Source organism: Bacillus sp. AY3-1 (genome assembly GCF_008368785.1).
GTDB classification, from domain to species: domain Bacteria; phylum Bacillota; class Bacilli; order Bacillales; family Bacillaceae_G; genus Bacillus_A; species Bacillus_A wiedmannii.
Genome location: NZ_QORZ01000017.1, coordinates 156,242 through 176,743 on the forward strand (window position 1 = coordinate 156,242; position 20,502 = coordinate 176,743).

Below are 20,502 nucleotides of genomic sequence, written 5' to 3' on the forward strand. Positions count from 1 at the left end.
TCCCCCTAGTGTTTTACCCTTTTTGGTTTATTTTGAAGCAGTCGCAACTGCCAATGCTAATGAATATACTTTTGTTTCTGCTGAATCAGCACGAGATGTTAAAACAATCGGTGCTTTTGCGCCAGCAATCATAGCTCCTACTTTTGCATCCGCAAAGTATACGAGTGATTTGTATAGCACATTTCCAGCTTCAATCGTTGGGACGAGTAAAATGTCTGCCTTACCTGCTACATCACTTACTATGCCTTTATGTTCTGCTGCAATTTGTGATACTGCATTATCTAAAGCAAGTGGTCCATCAACGACACAATTTTTAATTTGTCCGCGGCGATTCATTTGAGTTAACATCGCTGCATCAATTGTCGCTTGCATCGCAGGATTAACAACCTCTACCGCTGCAATTGGTGCTACCTTTGGCAAATCCATTCCTATTGCCTGGGCAACTTCTACAGTATTCTGTATAATAGCAGCTTTTTGTGTTACATCAGGTGCAATGTTCATCGCTGCATCTGTAACAAAGATAAGACGATCGTAATTTGGAACTTCAAATGCTGCAACGTGTGAAAGTGTGCTACCTTTACGAAGTCCCCACTCTTTATTTAATACAGCTTTCAAAATATTTGCTGTTGGGATGTTTCCCTTCATAAGCACATCTGCTTCGCCATTTCTTACAGCTTTAACAGAAAGTTCTGCAGCCTCAGCACTTGACGCTGCTGCAATCACTTCAACGTGTTCTGAAGTTTGTAAACCATGTTCTTGTAGCATCCCCATTATTTTTTCTTGATTTCCATATAGACGAAATTGAGCTAGCTGTAATTTAATTGCTTTCGCTACAGCTTCAATTACTTCATGATCTTCAGCTACTGCTACAGCCACAGTTTTTTTAGGCTGTCCTGCTGCTTGATCAATTAAGTGTTCTAACTTCATATTTTGTAATCAACCCTTTCCGTCGTCCCTCGTCTATTTATAAAGCAAATACCGTGCCAACTTTTAAAAGTGGTCTTACCAATAATGAAAACGCATTCAAAATGCAGTAAAATCAATACTTTGGAAAATAACAAAACATTCTGTCTTGTTTTGTCGCATTTTGTATACCATGCAATAAATTGCACAGTACGCAATTTATTGCATGCTATTTTTTGCACACTCATACTTTTCTAGCTTGTAATATAAATTTCGAACCGAAATTCCTAATGCTCTTGCAGTTTTTGTTTTATTTCCATCAAACCTCTCTAAACATTCATGAATGATATGCCCTTCAAACTCTGTCACTAATTGTTCAAGTGGCTTTTCTTCTAATTCAGGTAATAAGTTATTTTGTTTTACCTCAGTCTGCTCTTCTGTATGTAAAGGTGGTAAATGATGGACATCAATATATATTTCGTTATAATTCATAAAGATAATAGCTCGTCCTAAAATGTTTTCAAGCTCCCTCACATTTCCTGGCCATTCATATGATTGTAAATATGAAATAGCCGAATCAGTGAGCCCCTCTACATTCCGACCATAATCTTGGTTAATTTTTTGAATCAATCTGTCTGCAATTGCCGGTATATCTCCTTTTCGCTGACGAAGAGACGGAATGTGAATTGGAATTTTATTTAATCGATAATATAAATCCTCTCTAAACTCTCCTTCTAGAATGCCCTTTTCTAAATTCACATGTGTCGCTGCAATTACCCGGACATTTATAGGTATCGCTTTCGTTCCACCAACTTTTACAATTTCTTTTTCTTGCAACACGCGAAGGAGTTTCGCTTGCGTATTTGCAGACAATTCTCCTATTTCATCTAAAAAGATACTACCGTTATTCGCTTCCTCAAAAAAACCTCGTTTTCCGCCTCTTTTTGCTCCTGAGAATGCACCTTCCTCATAACCGAATAATTCACTTTCTAATAAAGTCTCGGAAATAGCAGCACAGTTTACCCGGACGAATTTATTATATTTTCGATTACTTCCATTATGAATTGCATGTGCAAACAATTCTTTACCCGTTCCAGATTCTCCGCGTAGTAATACTGTTGCTGGTGTATTCGCTCCAAGTTTCGCCTGTTCAATAGCGGCCGTTGTTTCATCTGAATTTCCGACAATGTCATCAAATGAATATTTCGCTTCTAACGTTCGAATAATTTGCCTTGCTCTATTCAATTCATTTGTTAACTTTTGAATTTCTGATACGTCACGAATTACACCAACGCTTCCTTTCAATATCCCATCCACTATAACTGGCGCTACGTTTACAATTACATCACGCTTCTTTTGTCCAATCTTCATATGTATTCCGCGTACCGCCCTACGCGTTCGAAGTACTTTCATATGCATACTTTCACCTTCTACAATATCAGTTGTAGCCGGTTTCCCAATAATGTCCTCTTCTGTTAAACCTGTTAATTTCGTATAGGCAGGGTTAATTACTAATCCTCTTCCCTTTTCATCCACGACCGAAATTGCTTCCTCAGACGAGTTGATAATCGCCTCAAGTAACGTTTGAATCTCCTTTAAATCTGTAACTTCTTCCGCAAGATCTACAACCTCTGTTATATCTTTAAAAATCGCAAATGCTCCTTGTACCTCTCCTCCCTCTTTTAATATTGGAATACGGGTTGTAATAATTTTCTTTTCATTTTCTAATGTCAGTTCATAATTTACTTCTATTTGTTTCGTACGTATAATACGAAGCAACTTACTAGTCGGAATAACTTCTAAAATATATTTCCCTACCGCATCTTCTTTTTTATATCCGATAATACGCTCTGCACTTTTATTAAATAGACGTACTTGTCCCTCTCGATCAATCACAATCATACCGTCATGCGTAGAATTTAAAATTAAATCCCCTTGCTGCGTCTGTTCTTCTAACTTTCCAATTAAACCTTCCTTCTCATGTGCTAATCTCGTAACAATTTTCGCAATATCACCTGGTATAAGAAGAGTATCTTTATGCTTTTTCTTTATTAAATCTTTATGTAATTCATCGTCACCCGTCATATCAAACATTACATCAATATGCATAGAAAGAAACGGCGTTACACTCTCTCCAATTGCAACCCCATATTCCTTAGCCATTTGTAATCCCTTTGCTATCGGATTTATATCAATAATTCCTATAATTTGAAATATATTTGAACTTTGTAACAGATTCAGCAGTGTACTACCACCTTCACCTGCACCAACAATTAAAACTTTTTGTTTCATATATTACACTTCCTCTCGAAGTATCTCTGCAAAATTTTTCACACCCTTATCTTACTCGTTCAGCCCCCTCTTGACAAACCCCCTTTTCATATAACATCATTGAAATAAACAAAAAAATCTGAAAAGGAGCGTTTATATGCAGCATTACCTTGCTCTATCATTAGCACTCATCCCTATTTCATTAGCTGTGTTTGGCATTAAGTTAATGAGAGATACTGTATTCGGGATTCTATTTCCTCCACTCTCTATACTGTGGTTACAATTTTTAATTGGCGCTCTTTGCTTCGCGCTCGGGTTTTATATTTTTGGCGGCTTCGTCTTACACCGAGACCGTAAACGAAATAAAGTACAAGCTCGCTTTAAAAGATAGGAAAGCTCCACTATTTATAAATAAAAAATGAGACCGTTACACGCGGTCTCATTTTTTTATTGGCAATAACATTCTTGCCGTTTCAGGATAATCAGTAATAATCGCCGAAATATTCATATCAAAATATTTACGCATAAGCGTTTCTTCATTAATTGTATAAGGGCGAACCTCCACACCACTCTCCATCGTTAATTCAGCAACAGCATCTTGAAGATAACGATAATTAGGGTGCACTGCTGTAGCGCCCATTTTTTTCGCATACGCCCACGGACTATGCAAACCTTCGCGATATAAAATCGCTGTTTGAATATCAGGAGCCATCATATGACACCTTTTCATACTGTAGTGATTAAATGAAGAAAATATAACACGATCTTCTAGATTACATTTCCGTACAAGCGTTATAACTTCTTCCTCTAAACCTCTGTATGGAACTTTATTATTTTTCAGTTCAATATTAAGTAGCAACTCTGTTTTATCAATCCATTCTAACACCTCTTCTAAAAGAGGTATTTTACAAAAGCCTACTTTATCACCGAATTTATAGCTCGCATCTAATTTACATAAATCCTCATATAAATAATTACGAACCGCACCTTTTCCATTTGTTGTCCGGTCCACTGTTTCATCATGAATGACGACAACTTTTCCATCTTTCGTTAATTGAACATCAAGCTCAATTCCATCTGCTCTAAAAGATTCAGCTGCTTCAAATGAAATCATTGTATTTTCTGGGTACGTTCCCGCTGCACCACGATGTGCAAATATAAGAGTCATCCTCACTCCCCCAATCTTATGCTATACTATACGAAAAAGGAGGTACTTCTATGAGACCATTACAAATTTCTCCAGACACTGCAGTCCGCCTATCAAAAGCATTAGGTGTTCCACTTGAACAACTTATGCATATGCCGCAGCACATTCTAATTCAAAAGTTAGTTGAATTAGAAAAACAAAATAAAGACGAAGAATAATACAGTCCTGTTTTGCAGGGCTTTTTATTATTTTCTATTATATCACGGATGACTTCCCTACTAAAATCCTTTAACAGATATACTATGATGCGATTTAGCATTCACTTCATCATTTAATAATGAATGATATATCTTCTTTTTTGTTACAATTCATAAAGAAAGAAAAATATTTATTCACAAGTACCCATTGCGCCCTTAAAGCAAGGTAATAATAAAACTAGAAGCCCTTATATTATTTTTTATTGAACGTGCGGAGCATCTCCTGAATCGTATAGTTCTTTCGCTTTTTCCTCCCCGAATGTAGTTAAAATATAATGTTGCTCTTCTACCGCATCCATCGCTCTAGTGGCTTTACAAGTGCTACCTTCTTGGGCATCCGAGAAATAATTGTGATCTTCTACAATTTGACTAAAATCTTTTTTCGCCCATCTATCAGCAATCTCTAAAAGCTCATTTTTTTCGCAAAGCCACTCTTATTTATGATATTTTTTAATTTTTCAGCATTATTTTGAATCATTGGAATGGATTCTGATTTTCGTTCTGCCACTACTTTTTGATGAGTCATATGATGCATCACTGTAATGACTTCGCTTTCAGTAGAATTTTCAGTAACATACACATCAACAAAGACTCCATCTACCTCTCTACCTACTATCGTTGGATCTTCTTTTTTATCTATTTGAGCATTCACTTCTTTATCTACTGGATTATCGGCAAGTTCTAACATTCCAAATGTAACTGCAACAGCAAGAACTCCCATAGCTGCTACTATTCCTAGCCAAGTTAATATTTTATTTTTCATTCCCCTTCTCCCTATCTATACCTATTTAATTATCTTATAAAAAAACTCACTTATATGTAATATTACTAAAAACAGGATTTATCTTCCATGATATCAAATGATCTCTTGTTCTCAATAAAATAAAAAGACCAACGAATTCTAAAATTCATTGGTCATTAAATAAAAAGTTCATTGGTTTTACATTTAATATCGAGTATAAATTTAAAGAATGATTAAGCTTTACTAAAACTTAAATCCCTTACTATCTTTACTCTCAGCTAGCCTTATGTTCAAGTCTAAGCTTATCCGCAACCATTGCGATGAACTCGGAATTCGTAGGTTTTGCTTTTGACATGGATACTGTATAACCGAATAAGGACGAAATAGAATCAATATTCCCACGACTCCATGCTACTTCAATTGCGTGACGGATTGCACGCTCGACGCGGCTTGCTGTTGTATTATATTTCTTCGCGATATCTGGATACAATACTTTCGTAATAGATCCAAGTAATTCGATATCATTGTACACCATAGAGATTGCTTCCCTTAAGTACATATACCCTTTAATATGAGCAGGCACACCGATTTCATGAATGATACTCGTAATGCTCGCGTCTAAGTTTTTCGGTTTTCCATCTATTGTAGTTGCTGAACGGAAAGATGGAAGTGGACGTTTAATGGTAGCGTTCGCCTTACCGCTCACTTGACGAATATGACTCGTTAAATTCTCCATATCAAATGGTTTTAATATGAAATATGAAGCACCTAAGTCAACTGCTTTTGTCGTCACATCTTCTTGTCCAAATGCTGTCAACATAATTACGCTAGGCTGTCTTAGCCTTTCAATATTTCGCATTTTCTCTAGTACAGCTAAACCATCTAAATGTGGCATAATGATGTCTAAAACAAGTACATCCGGCTGCTTATCATTTAATAAATTTAAACACTCTTGACCATTATAAGCAGTACCGATTACTTCCATATCATCTTGAGCAGCTACGTAACTCTCTAGCATTGATACTAATTCTTTATTATCATCCACAAGACAGACTTTAATTTTCTCCACAGCTTTTCCTCCCTTACCGAATCGATTCTCCGACATGTGTATCCTTCTAGGCTACATGAATTGTTCGACAATTGTGTGAAAATTCCCTTTTAAAGTTTGTTACTTTCCGATAAAATCACAAAAAAATATGTTTATCGTTCATTTATTCCCTTTCGCAACACATTCCATCATAGAAATACAACGAAACGTTCAACCCTTTTCTTTTATTTTACAACAAAAAACACCTCTTGCGGAGCTTTTACAAAATTTCAACGAATTTTTCAACAGAAAAGCGAGCTAATTATTAATTAGCTCGCTTTTCTTTCTTGTTCATAAATGTTAATTCCAGCCTCATGTAACATCCATTCAATATGAACACCATATCCTGATGTTGGATCATTTACAAATACATGTGTAACAGCACCAATTACTTTCCCGTTTTGTACAATTGGACTTCCGCTCATGCCTTGTACGATACCACCCGTTTTCGCTAATAAACGTTTGTCTGTTACTTTTATTACCATGCCTTTTGTAGCTGGAAACTTTTGCGGTACTGTACTTACAACTTCAATATCAAACGCTTCCACTTTATCTTTATCAATAACTGTTAATATTTTTGCCGGTCCCTCTTTTACTTGATGAGATAGTGCAATAGGCATTGCTTTATCCATTACGCCATTTGGTATATTTGTATTTAATTTCCCGAATATACCAAATGGACTATTTATTGTAATATTACCAATCACTTCACGATCTGGTGAGAACCTCGCTAATTTCTCTCCTGGATTCCCATGACTACCTCTTTCAATTGATGTAACTGTCGAACGCATAATTTGTCCATCTTCGACTTGAATCGGCTTTTTCGTATCGTTATCAGAAATGACATGACCAAGTGCCCCATATTTCATAGAATCAGGATGAACAAATGTCATTGTTCCGATTCCAGCTGCCGAATCACGAATATATAAACCAATACGATAAGACGATTCTCCACTGTCTTTTTGTGGTGTTAACTTAGTGCGGATATGTTTTCCATCTCTTAACAAAACAAGATTAAGCGGTTCACCTGTTTCACCACTATTATGAATAAATGGTGCTACATCACTCATTCTTTCAATTGTTTTACCATTAATTTCAGTAATCATATCTCCAATTTGCACACCAGCTGTTTCACCAGGAGATACTTTCCCTTTTTCAGTTTGAATTAAATGATGGCCTACAACAAGTACCCCTTTTGTATTTAACTTCACACCAATTGATTGTCCACCTGGAATAACTTTAAAATCTTTCAATACTTTCACATTTACTTTTTTCACTGGAAAACCAGCAAGCTGAAACACCATATCTGCTTCACCATTTTGATGAGGATTTACCATAAGTCCTTGTTTTTGTTCATTGGAACTTACTGTAAACACATGACGATCTGTAGATGAAGCTTGAAAAACTGGTAATGAAGCTATTTCTGATTGTTGTCCTTCAAAAACAACAAGTTGCTTCGGAGATGAAATAAACGTCCGAAGCGGTTTAAAACACCCAATAAAAACTAAAGAAACAAGGAGACAAAGACCTATTATTTTGCGAAATCTTTCTAATCTCAATTTGTTCACTCTCCTCGCTCCTACCCCACATTCAGCCTCTTCTTGGCTTCACTTTTTAATCTCTCCTTGCAGTGCTTTATTTATAACCGGAAGAATTAAGAAATCATTATTTGAGAAAAAAAGCTATCCATTACTGGATAGCCTCTGCTGTCTGTTTAAAATGATGCGCTTGCGTAAGTAATTCTTTCGCATGTTCTGTCGTTAAATCTGTAATTTCCACACCAGAAATCATTCGAGCTATTTCTGTTACTTTATCCTCCATAGTTAAAACGGTAACTGATGTAATTGTCCGATCATTCGCTACTTGTTTTCGAATAAATAAATGTGAATCCGCCATTGAAGCTACTTGAGGTAAGTGCGTAATACAAAGTACTTGCGAGTTTACTGATACTCGATAAATTTTTTCCGCAATAGCCTGTGCAACTCGACCGCTTACACCAGTATCCACTTCATCAAAAATAACAGATGCAACACCTTGATGCTTAGAAAAAATGCTTTTTAAAGCTAAAATAATACGAGATAACTCTCCGCCAGAAGCGACCTTTGAAAGTGGTTTTAGCGGCTCACCTGGATTTGTTGAAATATAAAATTCCACATGATCGTAGCCATCCGCCGTAAGTCTTACCGGGGCACCCTCAACAAGAGGCTCTTCAGCATTTCCTTCTCTCTTCATGATTCTCACTTCAAATTTTGTTTTCTCCATATATAATTCTTTTAATTCCTGATGAATGGCATTTGTAAGATGCTCTGCAAGCTCATGACGCATATTACTTAACGACGTTGCTTCTTGCAGAATAACACTTTCTAATTCCTTTAATTGCTTCTTCGTCGTTTCAATATGAACGTCTTTATTTTCAATCGTAAAAATTTCTTGTTCAATTTTATCAGCATACGCTAAAATCTCTTCTACAGTATTTCCATATTTTCTCTTTAGCATACGAATTTCATTTAAACGCGTTTCAATTTCGTCTAAACGCTTCGGATCATATTCCATCATATCGAGCTTTTCTCTAAGTTGATATGCAACTTCTTCTAATAAGTAGTAGCTATTTGCAATTGAATCATGATTTTCTTGATAAACTTCATCTAAATGTGTAATACTCTCCATTTGTCCCATTGCGCTTCGTACATTATCTAACCCTTGTCCGTCAGCGCTTAATGAGCGATATGCATCGCCTAATGCTTTGTAAATTTTTTCAAAATTAGAAATTCGCAATCGTTCTTCAGTTAATTCAATTTCTTCATCCATCTTTAAATCCGCCTTACTGATTTCTTCATGCTGGAATTGAATTAAATCTAAGCGATGCGCCATTTGTTGTTCATTTTCACTTAACGATTTTAACTGTTTTTTTAATTTCTCATAGTCACCGTATACATTTTGATATATACCCAATTGTTTAACAATGCGATCTCCATCAAAATGATCAAGCATAAATAGATGACGCTCTTCATTCATTAAATCTTGTGTTTCGTGCTGCCCATGAATATCAACAAGTGTTTTTCCAATTTCCTTTAATATACTAAGGGTGACCAGTTTCCCATTTACACGACATACACTTTTTCCGTTTGCAGCGATATCACGCTTCAAAATAATCATGCCGTCTTCTATTTCTATATCCAACTCTTCTGCCTTTTCAATACACGGATGCTTATCATCTTCTACATAAAATAGCCCTTCTATCTCAGCTTTTTCTGTTCCGTATCGAACAAATTCCGCTGAACCACGGCCACCTACAAGTAAACTAATCGCATCAATAATAATCGATTTTCCGGCCCCTGTTTCACCACTTAAAACCGTTAACCCTTTTTGAAAAGAAATATTTAATGCCTCAATAATAGCAAAGTTTCTAATCGATAATTCCGATAACAATGCCCCATTCACCTCGTTATAAACTAATCCCCTATTAAGGGCTTTTCTCAGTTCTTCATTCAAATAGTCAAACTATATGTTTGTATGTATAAATTACTTTTCTAACCGCTCCATTGTACCAAACATTCGTTTTACGGGTCAATCCACCTATTTTCTAATTTTATTCAAAGAAAATATTATATTACAATTAAGAATTCACATTTTTAACCAATAAAAAAATCCTGTTCACTTTCCACTTTACAGAGGAAAGTAAACAAGATTTTTTTTTACAACATATTTAAGAAACGATCAGAGACAACACCTGTATCTTCAGGTGTACGGCAAATAATTAAGCAAGTATCATCACCACAGATGGTTCCGATGATCTCATCCCACTCTAAATGATCAATAAGTGCTCCAAGTGAATGAGCGTTACCAGGCAGTGTTTTTAGCACAAGCATATGTCCTGCCGTGTCTAATTTTACAAATGAATCCACTAGATTGCGTTTTAATTTTTGTAACGGGTTAAATCGTTGATCTGCTGGCAAGCTATATTTATAGCGCCCATCATGTAATGGCACTTTCACTAAGTGCAGTTCTTTAATATCGCGCGATACTGTTGCTTGCGTTACATTAAATCCCTCATTACGTAAAATATCAACTAATTCATCTTGTGTTTCAATTTCTTTGTTCGCAATAATTTCCCTGATTTTAATATGGCGCTGACCTTTATTCATACATTTGCACCTCACACTATCTCTTACCATAGTTTAAACATTGGTATACTTCACTTATTTATGTTAACTTATAATTCGTTGCTTGTACACAATTGTTTTTACAATCATTATACAATTACAACAAAAAGAGGAACAACATATGTTATTCCCCTTTTCCTTTTTGTTTTAGGACATCATGCGCCTCTGTAACTACTTGCTCAACAGAAACTGGAGAATGATTTTCGCCATTCTCACGTTCACCATGCCATTTCAGATGAATTAAAAATTCAATATTACCATCCCCGCCCGTAATTGGTGAGAATGTTAAACCTTCTACGTCGTATCCTTCTTTTATAGCAAAGTCGACAATCATTTCTACGACAGCCTCATGTACTTTTCGATCACGAACGATACCTTTTTTCCCAACTTGCTCTCTTCCAGCTTCAAACTGTGGTTTAATTAACGCTGCTACATCCCCATTAGGCATAAGCATTGTTTTTAAAACCGGCAGTATAAGCTTTAATGATATAAATGAAACATCGATACTAGCAAATTGCGGTAAACCACGTTCTAAGTCTGCTGGTGTCACGTAACGGAAGTTTGTCCGTTCCATTACGACAACACGCTCATCTTGACGCAATTTCCACGCAAGTTGATTGTATCCTACATCTAATGCATAAGATAATTTCGCTCCGTTTTGAAGCGCACAATCTGTAAAGCCACCAGTTGATGAACCAATATCTATCATAACTTTATCTTGTAAATCCAGGTGAAATGTCTCCAATGCCTTTTCAAGTTTATAACCACCACGGCTTACATACGGCATAACTTGTCCCTTCACCGTAATCTCTGTATCTTGTGGGATCTTCTCTCCTGGCTTATCAAGTCTCATCTCATTCGCATATACAAGTCCGGCCATAACGGCGCGTTTTGCTTTCTCACGTGTTTCTATAAGTCCTCGCTCTACTAATAGTACATCTACTCTTTCTTTTTTTGCACTCATTTGTTACGCCCTTTTTTGTTTTGATGGAATCATTGTATGAATACGGTCTACAACAGCATCTGTCGTTAAACCAATTTCTTCTAATAATTTTGTTACACTACCGTGCTCTATGAAACGGTCTGGAATACCCATTCGTTCAATTAACGCACTATGGTACCCGTTCTCAGATGCAAATTCAACTACTCCCGTTCCAAAACCACCAATTAAGCAAGCTTCTTCAATCGTTAAAATCGGTATATTTTTCCCTAAGAGATCATGTAAATATGCTTCATCCATCGGTTTAATAAAGCGAGCGTTCACTACTTTCACTGAAACTCCAGCCTTTTCAAGACGCTCAGCTGCTTCCATTGCCATTGGTATTGTCGTACCAAATGTTAAAATAGCCGCTTGTGTACCTTCTTTTAACGTTTCCCAAGTACCGATTGGAATCGCCTTTAATTCTTCATCCATATGAACACCAAGTCCATTACCGCGCGCATAACGTAATGCGATTGGTCCATCTTCATATTGCATCGCCGTATATACTAAATGTTGCCCTTCATTTTCATCTTTCGGCATCATAAGTACCATATTCGGCAAATGACGTAAGAATGAGATGTCAAATACACCTTGATGCGTTTCACCATCTGCTCCTACTAAACCAGAGCGATCGATTCCGATGAAGACATTTAAATTTTGGCGACATATATCATGAACAACTTGATCATATGCTCTTTGTAAAAATGTTGAATAAATCGCTAAGAATGGCTTCATTCCTTGCGTTGCCATACCTGCCGCCATTGTTGTAGCATGCTGTTCTGCAATACCTACATCAATCATACGATCCGGGAATTCTTTTTGGAATTTCTCAAGTTTCGATCCAACAGGCATTGCAGGTGTAATTGCAACGATACGCTCATCCGTTCTCGCTAGCTTAAGTACTGTATCACTAACAACAGCACTCCATGCTGGTGCAACTTCTTTCGGTTTAACGAAGTCACCCGATTCAATTTTATAAGGTCCTGTTCCATGCCAAGTTCCAATAACATCACTCTCAGCTGGTTTATAACCTTTTCCTTTTTTCGTAATAACATGAACAAGCACTGGGCCTTTTGTTTTCTTTGCATATTGCAACGTTTCGAATAACTTTTCATAATCGTGCCCATCAACTGGACCTAAATATGTAAAGCCTAATTCTTCGAAAAAGACACCGGATACTAGTAAATATTTAAGACTATCTTTTATTTTCTCTGCTGTCGCAGCAACTTTCCCACCGACTGCTGGGATTTTCTTTAATATATACTCTAGTTCATCTTTTACCCAATGGTATTTCCCTGCGGTACGTAGACGTCCAAGTACATTATGAAGCGCACCAACGTTTGGTGCAATTGACATTTCATTATCATTCAAAATAACAATCATGTCTGTTTTTTCATGTCCAATATGGTTCAATGCCTCTAAAGCCATTCCGCCGGTTAGAGCACCATCTCCAATGATTGGTATAACATATTCTTTCGTTTTCTTTAAATCACGTGCTAGAGCCATTCCCATTGCAGCAGATAATGATGTCGAGCTATGGCCAGTTTCCCATACATCATGCTCACTCTCGCAACGTTTTGGGAAACCACATAGACCTTGATATTGCCTTAATGTACCGAATTCCTTTGCACGTCCTGTTAAAATTTTATGTACATAGGATTGATGTCCTACGTCCCATAAAAATTTATCTTTCGGACTATCAAATAATTTATGCAGAGCAATTGTGAGTTCTACTACACCTAAATTAGGTGCAATATGTCCACCTGTTTGAGAGAGCTCTTCAATTAAAAACTTACGAATATCCTCACTCAATCCCTCTAGTTCACCGATAGACATATCTTTCAAAAAACTAGGGTTTTGAATTTGCGTTAGATCCACATGGATCACTCACTTTCATTTCATAATCTGTCAACATGTCAAATATTATAAAAAACATTTACACAAAACAAGAAATTATCTTTTTTTATTTTTCACCTTGTCCTGCAATTAACCAGTCTATTGCGCCCTAATCCTATTATAAACCATATTTCTTTAGGCGATGAAAAAAATAGCCGCTAACACGAAGTGATAACGGCAATGTAATCTACATATATTTTTGCCAATAACAAGAAAAGAAAAACCTTTTCCTACATTTATATCATAAAATGATGAATGACTCAACAAATGGAAACGCTGTTATATTAGTTATTACGTTTTGCAATCAAATCGCAAATAGATAGTAAATATTCATCTTGTAATTGCAAGGAACCAATAGCACCTTTTGCTTTTGCAATTGTTTCTTCTAAAATATCCTTTGCTCTATCTACAGTAAATAACGTCGTATATGTGCTCTTTTCGTTGGAAACATCACTACCAATCGGTTTTCCAATCTCTTCTTCGGTTCCTTCCACATCTAAAATATCATCTCGAATTTGGAAAGCTAGGCCGATATATTTTGCAAACGCAAGTAACTTTTCTTCTTGTTCTTCTGTGGCATCAGAAAGTATCGATCCTGCAAGTACAGCGAATTCAAGTAGTTTCCCAGTCTTATGCTTATGAATATACTCCAACTCATCAATCGTAAGCTGTTTCCCTTCAGCTTCCATATCTGCCACTTGTCCGCCAACCATTCCTTCTGGTCCTGCCGCTTTTGCAAGCTCAAGTACAAGTCTTACTTTTTTTTCAGCAGAGATTTCCTTTTGTTCATATGCCATAATAACTTGAAAAGCATACGTCAACAAACCATCGCCTGCTAAAACTGCCATCGCTTCACCAAATACTTTATGATTTGTGGGCTTACCTCTTCTTAAATCATCATCATCCATACAAGGTAAATCATCATGAACTAACGAGTATGTATGTATCATTTCAAGAGCACAAGCTGCACCTATTCCAAGATTTCTTTCTTTACCAAACGCTTGTAATGTCGCAAATAAAAGTAACGGGCGGAGACGCTTTCCACCCGCTTCCAAAGAATATGCCATCGCTTCACGAAGTACATTTGGGCATTGTAATTCATTTGCATAGCTTACAAGCTTCTCTTCTACGAAAGTTTTACTTTCTTTCAAAAAAGTATCAAAAGCAATAGTCACTATGCTTCATCTCCTAAAGCAGTAAACGGTTCAAGCTCTCCATCTTCCCCAAGAATAACTGCCATTTGTTCTTGTACGTTCTTCAATTTCTCATCACAAAGCTTAGATAATTCCATACCCTCTTTAAAATAAGAAATTGCTTCTTCTAAAGGTACGTCACCTTGCTCTAGCTTAGAAACGAGGTGCTCAAGTTGCGAAATTGCCTCTTCAAAGCTTAATTTATTTTCCATTATTCAATTCACGCTCCTCTATGCCTGATACGCTACAATCTAGTATTCCATCTTGTAATTGAACTGAAACAGCATCTCCAAGGCTGACATCTTTCACACTTTTTAACACTTGCTTCTCTTCATCATATACAAGCCCGTACCCTCTCATCATTACTTTAAGCGGACTTAACGCTTCAAGTTTTTGAGCAGCTCTTACAAAGGCAAATTCTTTCGTTTGAAGTAATGTTTGCATTTCACGTTGCAATTGCTTTTGCAATGTTTCAACCGCTACCTTCGTTTGCATAATTTTTTGAGCTGGGTGGTGCTTCTCTAAATAAAATGAAAGCTGTTTTAACTGATTTACCTTTTTATCAATATAGCGCTCTTTCGCTAAAACAAGCTGTTCTAACGCTCTATCTAATTGCTCTTCTTTTTGCTCATATACTTGTCTTGGATAACGGAACGCATAAGATTTTTGCAATACTTGTAGTTTTTCTTCTTTTTTATGTACTAACTCTCTCATTGCTCTTTGCAATCTTAGAGTTCTTTGTAATACCTTTTCTTGTAACTCTATAATGTTAGGCGCTGCCAGCTCAGCTGCTGCAGTCGGTGTTGGCGCACGTAAATCGGCAACAAAATCCGCAATTGTAAAGTCCGTTTCATGGCCTACTGCCGAAATAATAGGGATCTCACTCTTAAAGATTGCCCTTGCTACCATTTCTTCATTGAAAGCCCATAACTCTTCAATAGAGCCTCCCCCTCGCCCAACGATTAGGACATCTATCTCTCCCATTTCATTCGCTGTACGAATCGCTTGTACAATTGAGGGAGCTGCTGACTCCCCCTGTACAAGTACCGGAAACACAATAACATTTCCAATTGGATAACGACGTTTAATCGTTGTTATAACATCACGAATCGCTGCCCCTGTTGGCGACGTAATCACACCTATTGTTTTAGCATAAGGAGGAATTGTTTTTTTATAAACTTGAGAAAACAAACCTTCTTCCTCTAAACGAACCTTTAATTGTTCGTAAGCTAAATGCAGGTTTCCGACTCCGTCAGGCTGCATGTCTTGAATATAAATTTGATAAGAACCACTCGCCTCGTAAACGGAAATTTTCCCTTTCACAAGTACCTTCATCCCATTTTCAGGTCTGAATTTAATATTACGATTATGACCCGCAAACATAACCGCTGCGATTCTTGCATTTTCATCTTTCAATGTAAAGTACATGTGGCCACGACTATGATTTTTAAAGTTGGAAATTTCACCTTTTAACCAAACAGACTGCAAATGCGGATCATATTCTATTTTTGTTTTTATATAGCGTGTTAACGCTGTAACGGTTAAATATTGTTTTTCCATTTCTCTCTCCTCATAGCCGACTCAAATTATTTACAAACGACACCTGCACGCTTAGCAGATTCAACAGTATTATGAAGAAGCATTGTGATCGTCATTGGACCAACACCCTTTGGCACAGGTGTAATATACCCTGCAACATCTAACACGTTGTCAAAGTCAACATCACCACAAAGTTTACCTGTTTCTAAACGGTTCACACCAACGTCGATTACAACCGCTCCTTCTTTAATATAATCAGCTGTTACCATTTTAGGTCGTCCAACAGCTACGATTAAAATATCAGCTAACTTCGTTAACTCTTTCATATTTTGCGTTTTAGAATGACAATATGTGACAGTTGCATTTTCATTTAAGAACAATTGCCCCACTGGCTTGCCGACAATATTACTTCTTCCAATTACTACAACATGTTTTCCTGAGATATCAAGATTTGTTTCTTTTACTAATTCTACGATACCGTGCGGTGTACATGGAAGGAATGTATCTTGTCCCGTCATCATACGTCCCACGCTGATTGGGTGAAATCCATCTACATCTTTTTCTGGTGAAATTCTTTCAATGATAGCTTTTTCTTCAATATGTTTTGGTAAAGGTAATTGCACTAAAATGCCATTAATACGGTCATCGCCATTTAAGCGATCGATTTCAGCAAGCAAACGCTCCTCAGTAATTGTTTCAGGAAGTTCAATTAGCTCTGAATAGATTCCTACTTGTTCACAGCCCTTTTCTTTTCCTTTTACATAAGAACGAGATGCTGGATCTTCTCCAACTAGAATAACTGCTAATCCTGGTTCAATCCCTTGCTCTTTCAACTTCACAACTTCTTCTGTTAATTGTGCTCGTTTTTTCTCCGCAACTTCATTTCCTTTGATGATTACTGCTACCATTTTAAGATTCCCCCTTAAAGAAATTACAGTGTATCTTTTATATTAGATAAAACGCCGTTAATAAAACGACGAGATTCCTCATCCCCAAATGTTTTAGCAATTTCAATCGCTTCGTTAATTGTTACGTTGTGTGGAATTTCTTCCATGTATTTCATTTCATACACAGCTACACGTAAAATACTGCGATCAACAATACTAATACGCTCCAGCTTCCATTTTTTTAAGTTTTGACGAATCGCTTCATCAATTACTTCTTTATTTTCTACAAAACCTACTACAAGTGATTCTAGAAAATCATTTGTTTCTTCACCTTCATCTAGCGTGTTTTCCACCGCTACTTTCGGTTCTAATTCACCTGTAATATCCATTTGGTATAATGCTTGCATAGCTCTTTCTCTAGCCGTCCTACGTTTCATTGTAACTCTCCTTTATGCTTCAAGTCTTTCCTTATGCTTTGTTATATTATTATAATTTATAAGCCGTCAATTCACTTACTCTTACAGTTTTCATTGATTTTCCAACCTTATAATACAATGATAATAACACAATTTATCGTTTCACACACGGGTTACAAGGCTGAAAAATAATAAAAAGATTAACTTCAAGTTCCATATCTTATCACAATGTACGTTTTTTGGAAAAACGAAACATCTTCTTTTTGATTTCTTATTTTTTGAAATAGTATAATAATTAGAGGGTTTTAATTTGTGAAGAAATGAAACGATAAAAAAGATGCCTATGTTACTAGGCACCTTTTTCATTCTTACACTGGTTCAATTTCTGTTTTTTGTGTTTCGAATGTTACGCCAACGATGTGAACATTCACTTCTTTTGGCTCAAGCCCTGTCATTGTAAAGAGTGCCTGGCGAATGTTGTCTTGAATCTTTTGTGCAACAACTGGAATTGCTACGCCAAAATACATTACAACATAAAGGTCAACGATAATATCTTCGTTTGCTAATTCAACCTTTACACCTTTACCATGATTTTTCTTACCTAACTTCTCAACAACATCTGTAGCAAAATTACCACGCATTGCCGCTACACCTTCTACTTCAGCAGCTGCAATACCTGCGATTACTTCAATTACTTCTGGTGCAATTTCTACTTTACCAAGAGTTGTATCTTGACCCATATCTAACATATGTTCAGCCATGAAAAAAAACCTCCTTTAATGTATCACTGCGTCACAAGTTCATGCTCTTCCAAAAACTTCGTATTAAACTCACCTTTTACAAAATCAGGATGATCTAGCAATTGCAAATGGAACGGGATTGTTGTATGTACGCCTTCAATGACAAACTCACTGAGTGCACGCTTCATTTTTGCAATTGCCTCTTCACGTGTTTTTCCGTGAACAATTAATTTAGCAACCATCGAATCATAGAAAGGTGGGATTGAATATCCCGGATATACAGCTGAATCGACGCGAATACCAAATCCGCCTGGTGGCAAGTACATTTCTACTTTACCTGGGGATGGCATAAATTTTTTGGCAGGGTTTTCCGCATTAATTCGGCATTCAATTGCCCAACCATTAAATTGTACTTCTTCTTGCTGTAACGATAACTTTTCTCCAGAAGCAACACGAATTTGTTCTTTAATTAAATCCATCCCTGTTACCATTTCAGTAACTGGATGCTCAACTTGAATTCTCGTATTCATCTCCATGAAATAAAAGCTTTTCGTTCTATATTCATAAATAAACTCAACCGTACCAGCACCTGTATAATCAACCGCTACCGCCGCTTTAACTGCCGCATCACCCATCTGCTTGCGAACATTTTCATCAAGTGCAGGTGATGGACTTTCTTCTAGTAGTTTTTGCAAGCGGCGCTGAATTGTACAATCACGCTCTCCTAAATGAATGGCATTTCCATGTGTATCTGCCATTATTTGAATCTCAACATGGCGGAAATCTTCAACGTACTTTTCTAAGTATACACCAGGGTTCCCAAAAGCGGTACTAGCTTCTTGCTGTGTAATTTGAATTCCTTTTACAAGCTCTTCTTCATGGCGTGCAACACGAATACCTTTTCCGCCGCCACCTGCAGTCGCTTTAATAATAACTGGATATCCAATTTGATTAGCAAGCTCGATCGCTTCTTCGGTATTTTTAATAATCCCTTGTGAACCTGGTACAATCGGAACCCCTGCTTCTTTCATTGTATCACGAGCAACGTCTTTTGTGCCCATCTTTGAAATAGCTTCTGGACTTGGACCGATAAAAATCAAGTTACATTCACGGCATAGCTCTGCAAAATCTGCATTCTCTGCTAAAAATCCGTATCCTGGATGAATAGCATCGCAGCCTGTTAACTTCGCAACACTAATAATGTTCGTCAAATTTAAATAGCTTTCTTTCGAAATCGTTGGTCCTACACAATACGCCTCATCAGCAATTTGTACGTGAAGTGACTCTTTATCTGCTTCTGAATAAATTGCGACTGTTTCAATATCCATTTCTTTACAAGCACGAATAATTCGTACAGCAATTTCCCCACGATTGGCTATTAATACTTTTTTTATCATCACAAAGACTCCCTTATTACGCTTTTACAAGAAATAGCGGTTGTCCATACTCAACAAGCTGTCCATTATTAACAAGAATCTCAACAATTTCACCATCTACATCTGCATCGATTTCGTTAAATAACTTCATAGCCTCGACAATGCATACGATAGAATCTTTCGATACTCTGTCTCCTACACTTACATATGCAGGTGTATCAGGCGAAGATGAAGAATAGAATGTACCTACCATCGGTGATGTAATTTTATGTAGGTTTTCATTTTGAACCACTTTTTGCTCTTCTTGTTTTGGTACTTCCACTTGTGCTGCCGCTACTGTTGTTTCAACTTCAACAGGTGCTACTGGTTGCACGACTTGTTTTGCTACAGGTGCTTGCACCGCAACAACTTCATTACCACGCTTTTTCATTTTGATTGTCGTACCATCTTTTTTGTATTCAAATTCATCAATATTAGAGCTATCAATTAATTTAATTAATTCACGAACTTCTTGAATTTTAAACATGTAAAATCCACTCCCATACTCTTGTTTGTCCCGTTTTTACAGATTATCGTCACTAAAACTAGATTGACTGTAAAAATACGATGTACTCTATTAGAAAATGCATTTCATTTACTAATAGAAATAATTGCTATTTCCATCTTACGATAAATTTTTTAAACATTCCAATTTATATTTCTTTATAATAAATCGAAACTCCTGTAAAAATATTATTCCAATAAAAATTTATTACCTAGTAATAATACCAAGTTTCATACAAAATTGGCAAGACCACTTCTAAAAAAACATTCCTTACTTTTTTCACAATGCTACACAATAAACAAATCATTACCGCTCCACTCTTCACCTCATCTATAGTCAACAACATATTTTTACCAAAT

The 20,502-nt window shown here is 36.5% G+C and carries 19 protein-coding genes and 1 pseudogene; 2 read left to right on the forward strand and 18 right to left on the reverse strand.

The features are described 5' to 3' along the window. Positions 1-27 precede the first annotated feature (27 nt). A complete protein-coding gene (gene yqiS, locus DN389_RS16285) occupies positions 28-927 on the reverse strand; it encodes a phosphate butyryltransferase (protein ID WP_097857885.1) in 900 nt (299 codons plus the stop codon). Between the two features lie 195 nt (positions 928-1,122). Continuing rightward, complete coding sequence (locus DN389_RS16295) at positions 1,123-3,195, reverse strand: sigma-54 interaction domain-containing protein (protein WP_060488312.1); 2,073 nt, start codon at positions 3,193-3,195, stop codon at positions 1,123-1,125. Positions 3,196-3,331: 136 nt separating this feature from the next. On the opposite strand from DN389_RS16295, the gene DN389_RS16300 reads away from it, so the two are divergent. After that, entirely contained in the window at positions 3,332-3,565 is a 234-nt protein-coding gene (locus DN389_RS16300) for a DUF2627 domain-containing protein (protein WP_149237369.1), read from the forward strand. Between the two features lie 48 nt (positions 3,566-3,613). Here DN389_RS16300 and DN389_RS16305 read toward each other — a convergent pair whose 3' ends face one another. Continuing rightward, positions 3,614-4,342, reverse strand: coding sequence for a glycerophosphodiester phosphodiesterase (locus DN389_RS16305; RefSeq protein WP_000172569.1), 729 nt, complete (start codon positions 4,340-4,342; stop codon positions 3,614-3,616). Positions 4,343-4,392: 50 nt separating this feature from the next. On the opposite strand from DN389_RS16305, the gene DN389_RS16310 reads away from it, so the two are divergent. Then, a complete protein-coding gene (locus tag DN389_RS16310) occupies positions 4,393-4,539 on the forward strand; it encodes a YycC family protein (protein WP_001247671.1) in 147 nt (48 codons plus the stop codon). Positions 4,540-4,778: 239 nt separating this feature from the next. Here DN389_RS16310 and DN389_RS28835 read toward each other — a convergent pair. From DN389_RS28835 to accB, 15 genes and pseudogenes are all read right to left on the reverse strand, one after another. Next, positions 4,779-5,341 (reverse strand): annotated as a pseudogene (locus DN389_RS28835) (PRK06770 family protein). Positions 5,342-5,594: 253 nt separating this feature from the next. Continuing rightward, a complete protein-coding gene (spo0A, locus tag DN389_RS16320) occupies positions 5,595-6,389 on the reverse strand; it encodes a sporulation transcription factor Spo0A (RefSeq protein ID WP_033658812.1) in 795 nt (264 codons plus the stop codon). 287 nt (positions 6,390-6,676) lie between these two features. Then, positions 6,677-7,975 carry a SpoIVB peptidase gene (spoIVB, locus tag DN389_RS16330; RefSeq protein WP_002096319.1) on the reverse strand — a complete coding sequence of 433 codons (1,299 nt, stop codon included), beginning with the start codon at positions 7,973-7,975 and terminating at the stop codon, positions 6,677-6,679. 121 nt (positions 7,976-8,096) lie between these two features. Next, on the reverse strand, positions 8,097-9,836 hold the full coding sequence (gene recN / locus DN389_RS16335) for a DNA repair protein RecN (protein ID WP_060488309.1): 1,740 nt from the start codon (positions 9,834-9,836) through the stop codon (positions 8,097-8,099). 266 nt (positions 9,837-10,102) lie between these two features. Beyond that, positions 10,103-10,552: an arginine repressor ArgR gene (argR, locus tag DN389_RS16340; protein ID WP_001032581.1), complete on the reverse strand. Its 450-nt coding sequence runs from the start codon at positions 10,550-10,552 to the stop codon at positions 10,103-10,105. Between the two features lie 142 nt (positions 10,553-10,694). Beyond that, positions 10,695-11,534 (reverse strand): TlyA family RNA methyltransferase, encoded by an 840-nt coding sequence (locus DN389_RS16345; protein ID WP_001274751.1) that lies wholly within the window; start codon positions 11,532-11,534, stop codon positions 10,695-10,697. Between the two features lie 3 nt (positions 11,535-11,537). Further along, the gene (gene dxs / locus DN389_RS16350) at positions 11,538-13,430 is read right to left on the reverse strand and encodes a 1-deoxy-D-xylulose-5-phosphate synthase (RefSeq protein WP_046956368.1); all 1,893 of its coding nucleotides are present in this window, start codon (positions 13,428-13,430) and stop codon (positions 11,538-11,540) included. 302 nt (positions 13,431-13,732) lie between these two features. After that, complete coding sequence (gene ispA / locus DN389_RS16355) at positions 13,733-14,623, reverse strand: (2E,6E)-farnesyl diphosphate synthase (protein ID WP_000150365.1); 891 nt, start codon at positions 14,621-14,623, stop codon at positions 13,733-13,735. Beyond that, positions 14,623-14,853, reverse strand: a complete 231-nt coding sequence (gene xseB, locus DN389_RS16360; RefSeq protein WP_000428423.1) for an exodeoxyribonuclease VII small subunit — start codon at positions 14,851-14,853, stop codon at positions 14,623-14,625. Before xseB ends, ispA begins: the two co-directional genes overlap by 1 nt. Then, complete coding sequence (gene xseA, locus DN389_RS16365; RefSeq protein ID WP_000415269.1) at positions 14,843-16,201, reverse strand: exodeoxyribonuclease VII large subunit; 1,359 nt, start codon at positions 16,199-16,201, stop codon at positions 14,843-14,845. Before xseA ends, xseB begins: the two co-directional genes overlap by 11 nt. 26 nt (positions 16,202-16,227) lie before the next feature. Next, positions 16,228-17,088, reverse strand: coding sequence for a bifunctional methylenetetrahydrofolate dehydrogenase/methenyltetrahydrofolate cyclohydrolase FolD (gene folD, locus DN389_RS16370; RefSeq protein WP_088064388.1), 861 nt, complete (start codon positions 17,086-17,088; stop codon positions 16,228-16,230). A gap of 23 nt (positions 17,089-17,111) precedes the next feature. Then, positions 17,112-17,504, reverse strand: coding sequence for a N utilization substance protein NusB (gene nusB / locus DN389_RS16375; protein ID WP_000830244.1), 393 nt, complete (start codon positions 17,502-17,504; stop codon positions 17,112-17,114). Between the two features lie 347 nt (positions 17,505-17,851). Continuing rightward, the gene (locus tag DN389_RS16380; RefSeq protein WP_000807630.1) at positions 17,852-18,244 is read right to left on the reverse strand and encodes an Asp23/Gls24 family envelope stress response protein; all 393 of its coding nucleotides are present in this window, start codon (positions 18,242-18,244) and stop codon (positions 17,852-17,854) included. Between the two features lie 23 nt (positions 18,245-18,267). Further along, on the reverse strand, positions 18,268-19,620 hold the full coding sequence (gene accC / locus DN389_RS16385) for an acetyl-CoA carboxylase biotin carboxylase subunit (RefSeq protein WP_000592872.1): 1,353 nt from the start codon (positions 19,618-19,620) through the stop codon (positions 18,268-18,270). Between the two features lie 16 nt (positions 19,621-19,636). Continuing rightward, the gene (gene accB, locus DN389_RS16390) at positions 19,637-20,125 is read right to left on the reverse strand and encodes an acetyl-CoA carboxylase biotin carboxyl carrier protein (RefSeq protein WP_000472875.1); all 489 of its coding nucleotides are present in this window, start codon (positions 20,123-20,125) and stop codon (positions 19,637-19,639) included. Between the last annotated feature and the right edge of the window lie 377 nt (positions 20,126-20,502).

Excerpts from the sequence above, each read along its gene's own strand:
- yqiS (WP_097857885.1), bottom strand. The coding sequence starts at position 927 with ATGAAGTTAGAACACTTAATTGATCAAGCAGCAGGACAGCCTAAAAAA.
- DN389_RS16295 (WP_060488312.1), bottom strand. The coding sequence starts at position 3,195 with ATGAAACAAAAAGTTTTAATTGTTGGTGCAGGTGAAGGTGGTAGTACA.
- DN389_RS16300 (WP_149237369.1), top strand. The coding sequence starts at position 3,332 with ATGCAGCATTACCTTGCTCTATCATTAGCACTCATCCCTATTTCATTA.
- DN389_RS16305 (WP_000172569.1), bottom strand. The coding sequence starts at position 4,342 with ATGACTCTTATATTTGCACATCGTGGTGCAGCGGGAACGTACCCAGAA.
- DN389_RS16310 (WP_001247671.1), top strand. The coding sequence starts at position 4,393 with ATGAGACCATTACAAATTTCTCCAGACACTGCAGTCCGCCTATCAAAA.
- argR (WP_001032581.1), bottom strand. The coding sequence starts at position 10,552 with ATGAATAAAGGTCAGCGCCATATTAAAATCAGGGAAATTATTGCGAAC.
- DN389_RS16345 (WP_001274751.1), bottom strand. The coding sequence starts at position 11,534 with ATGAGTGCAAAAAAAGAAAGAGTAGATGTACTATTAGTAGAGCGAGGA.
- xseB (WP_000428423.1), bottom strand. The coding sequence starts at position 14,853 with ATGGAAAATAAATTAAGCTTTGAAGAGGCAATTTCGCAACTTGAGCAC.
- xseA (WP_000415269.1), bottom strand. The coding sequence starts at position 16,201 with ATGGAAAAACAATATTTAACCGTTACAGCGTTAACACGCTATATAAAA.
- folD (WP_088064388.1), bottom strand. The coding sequence starts at position 17,088 with ATGGTAGCAGTAATCATCAAAGGAAATGAAGTTGCGGAGAAAAAACGA.
- nusB (WP_000830244.1), bottom strand. The coding sequence starts at position 17,504 with ATGAAACGTAGGACGGCTAGAGAAAGAGCTATGCAAGCATTATACCAA.
- DN389_RS16380 (WP_000807630.1), bottom strand. The coding sequence starts at position 18,244 with ATGGCTGAACATATGTTAGATATGGGTCAAGATACAACTCTTGGTAAA.
- accC (WP_000592872.1), bottom strand. The coding sequence starts at position 19,620 with ATGATAAAAAAAGTATTAATAGCCAATCGTGGGGAAATTGCTGTACGA.
- accB (WP_000472875.1), bottom strand. The coding sequence starts at position 20,125 with ATGTTTAAAATTCAAGAAGTTCGTGAATTAATTAAATTAATTGATAGC.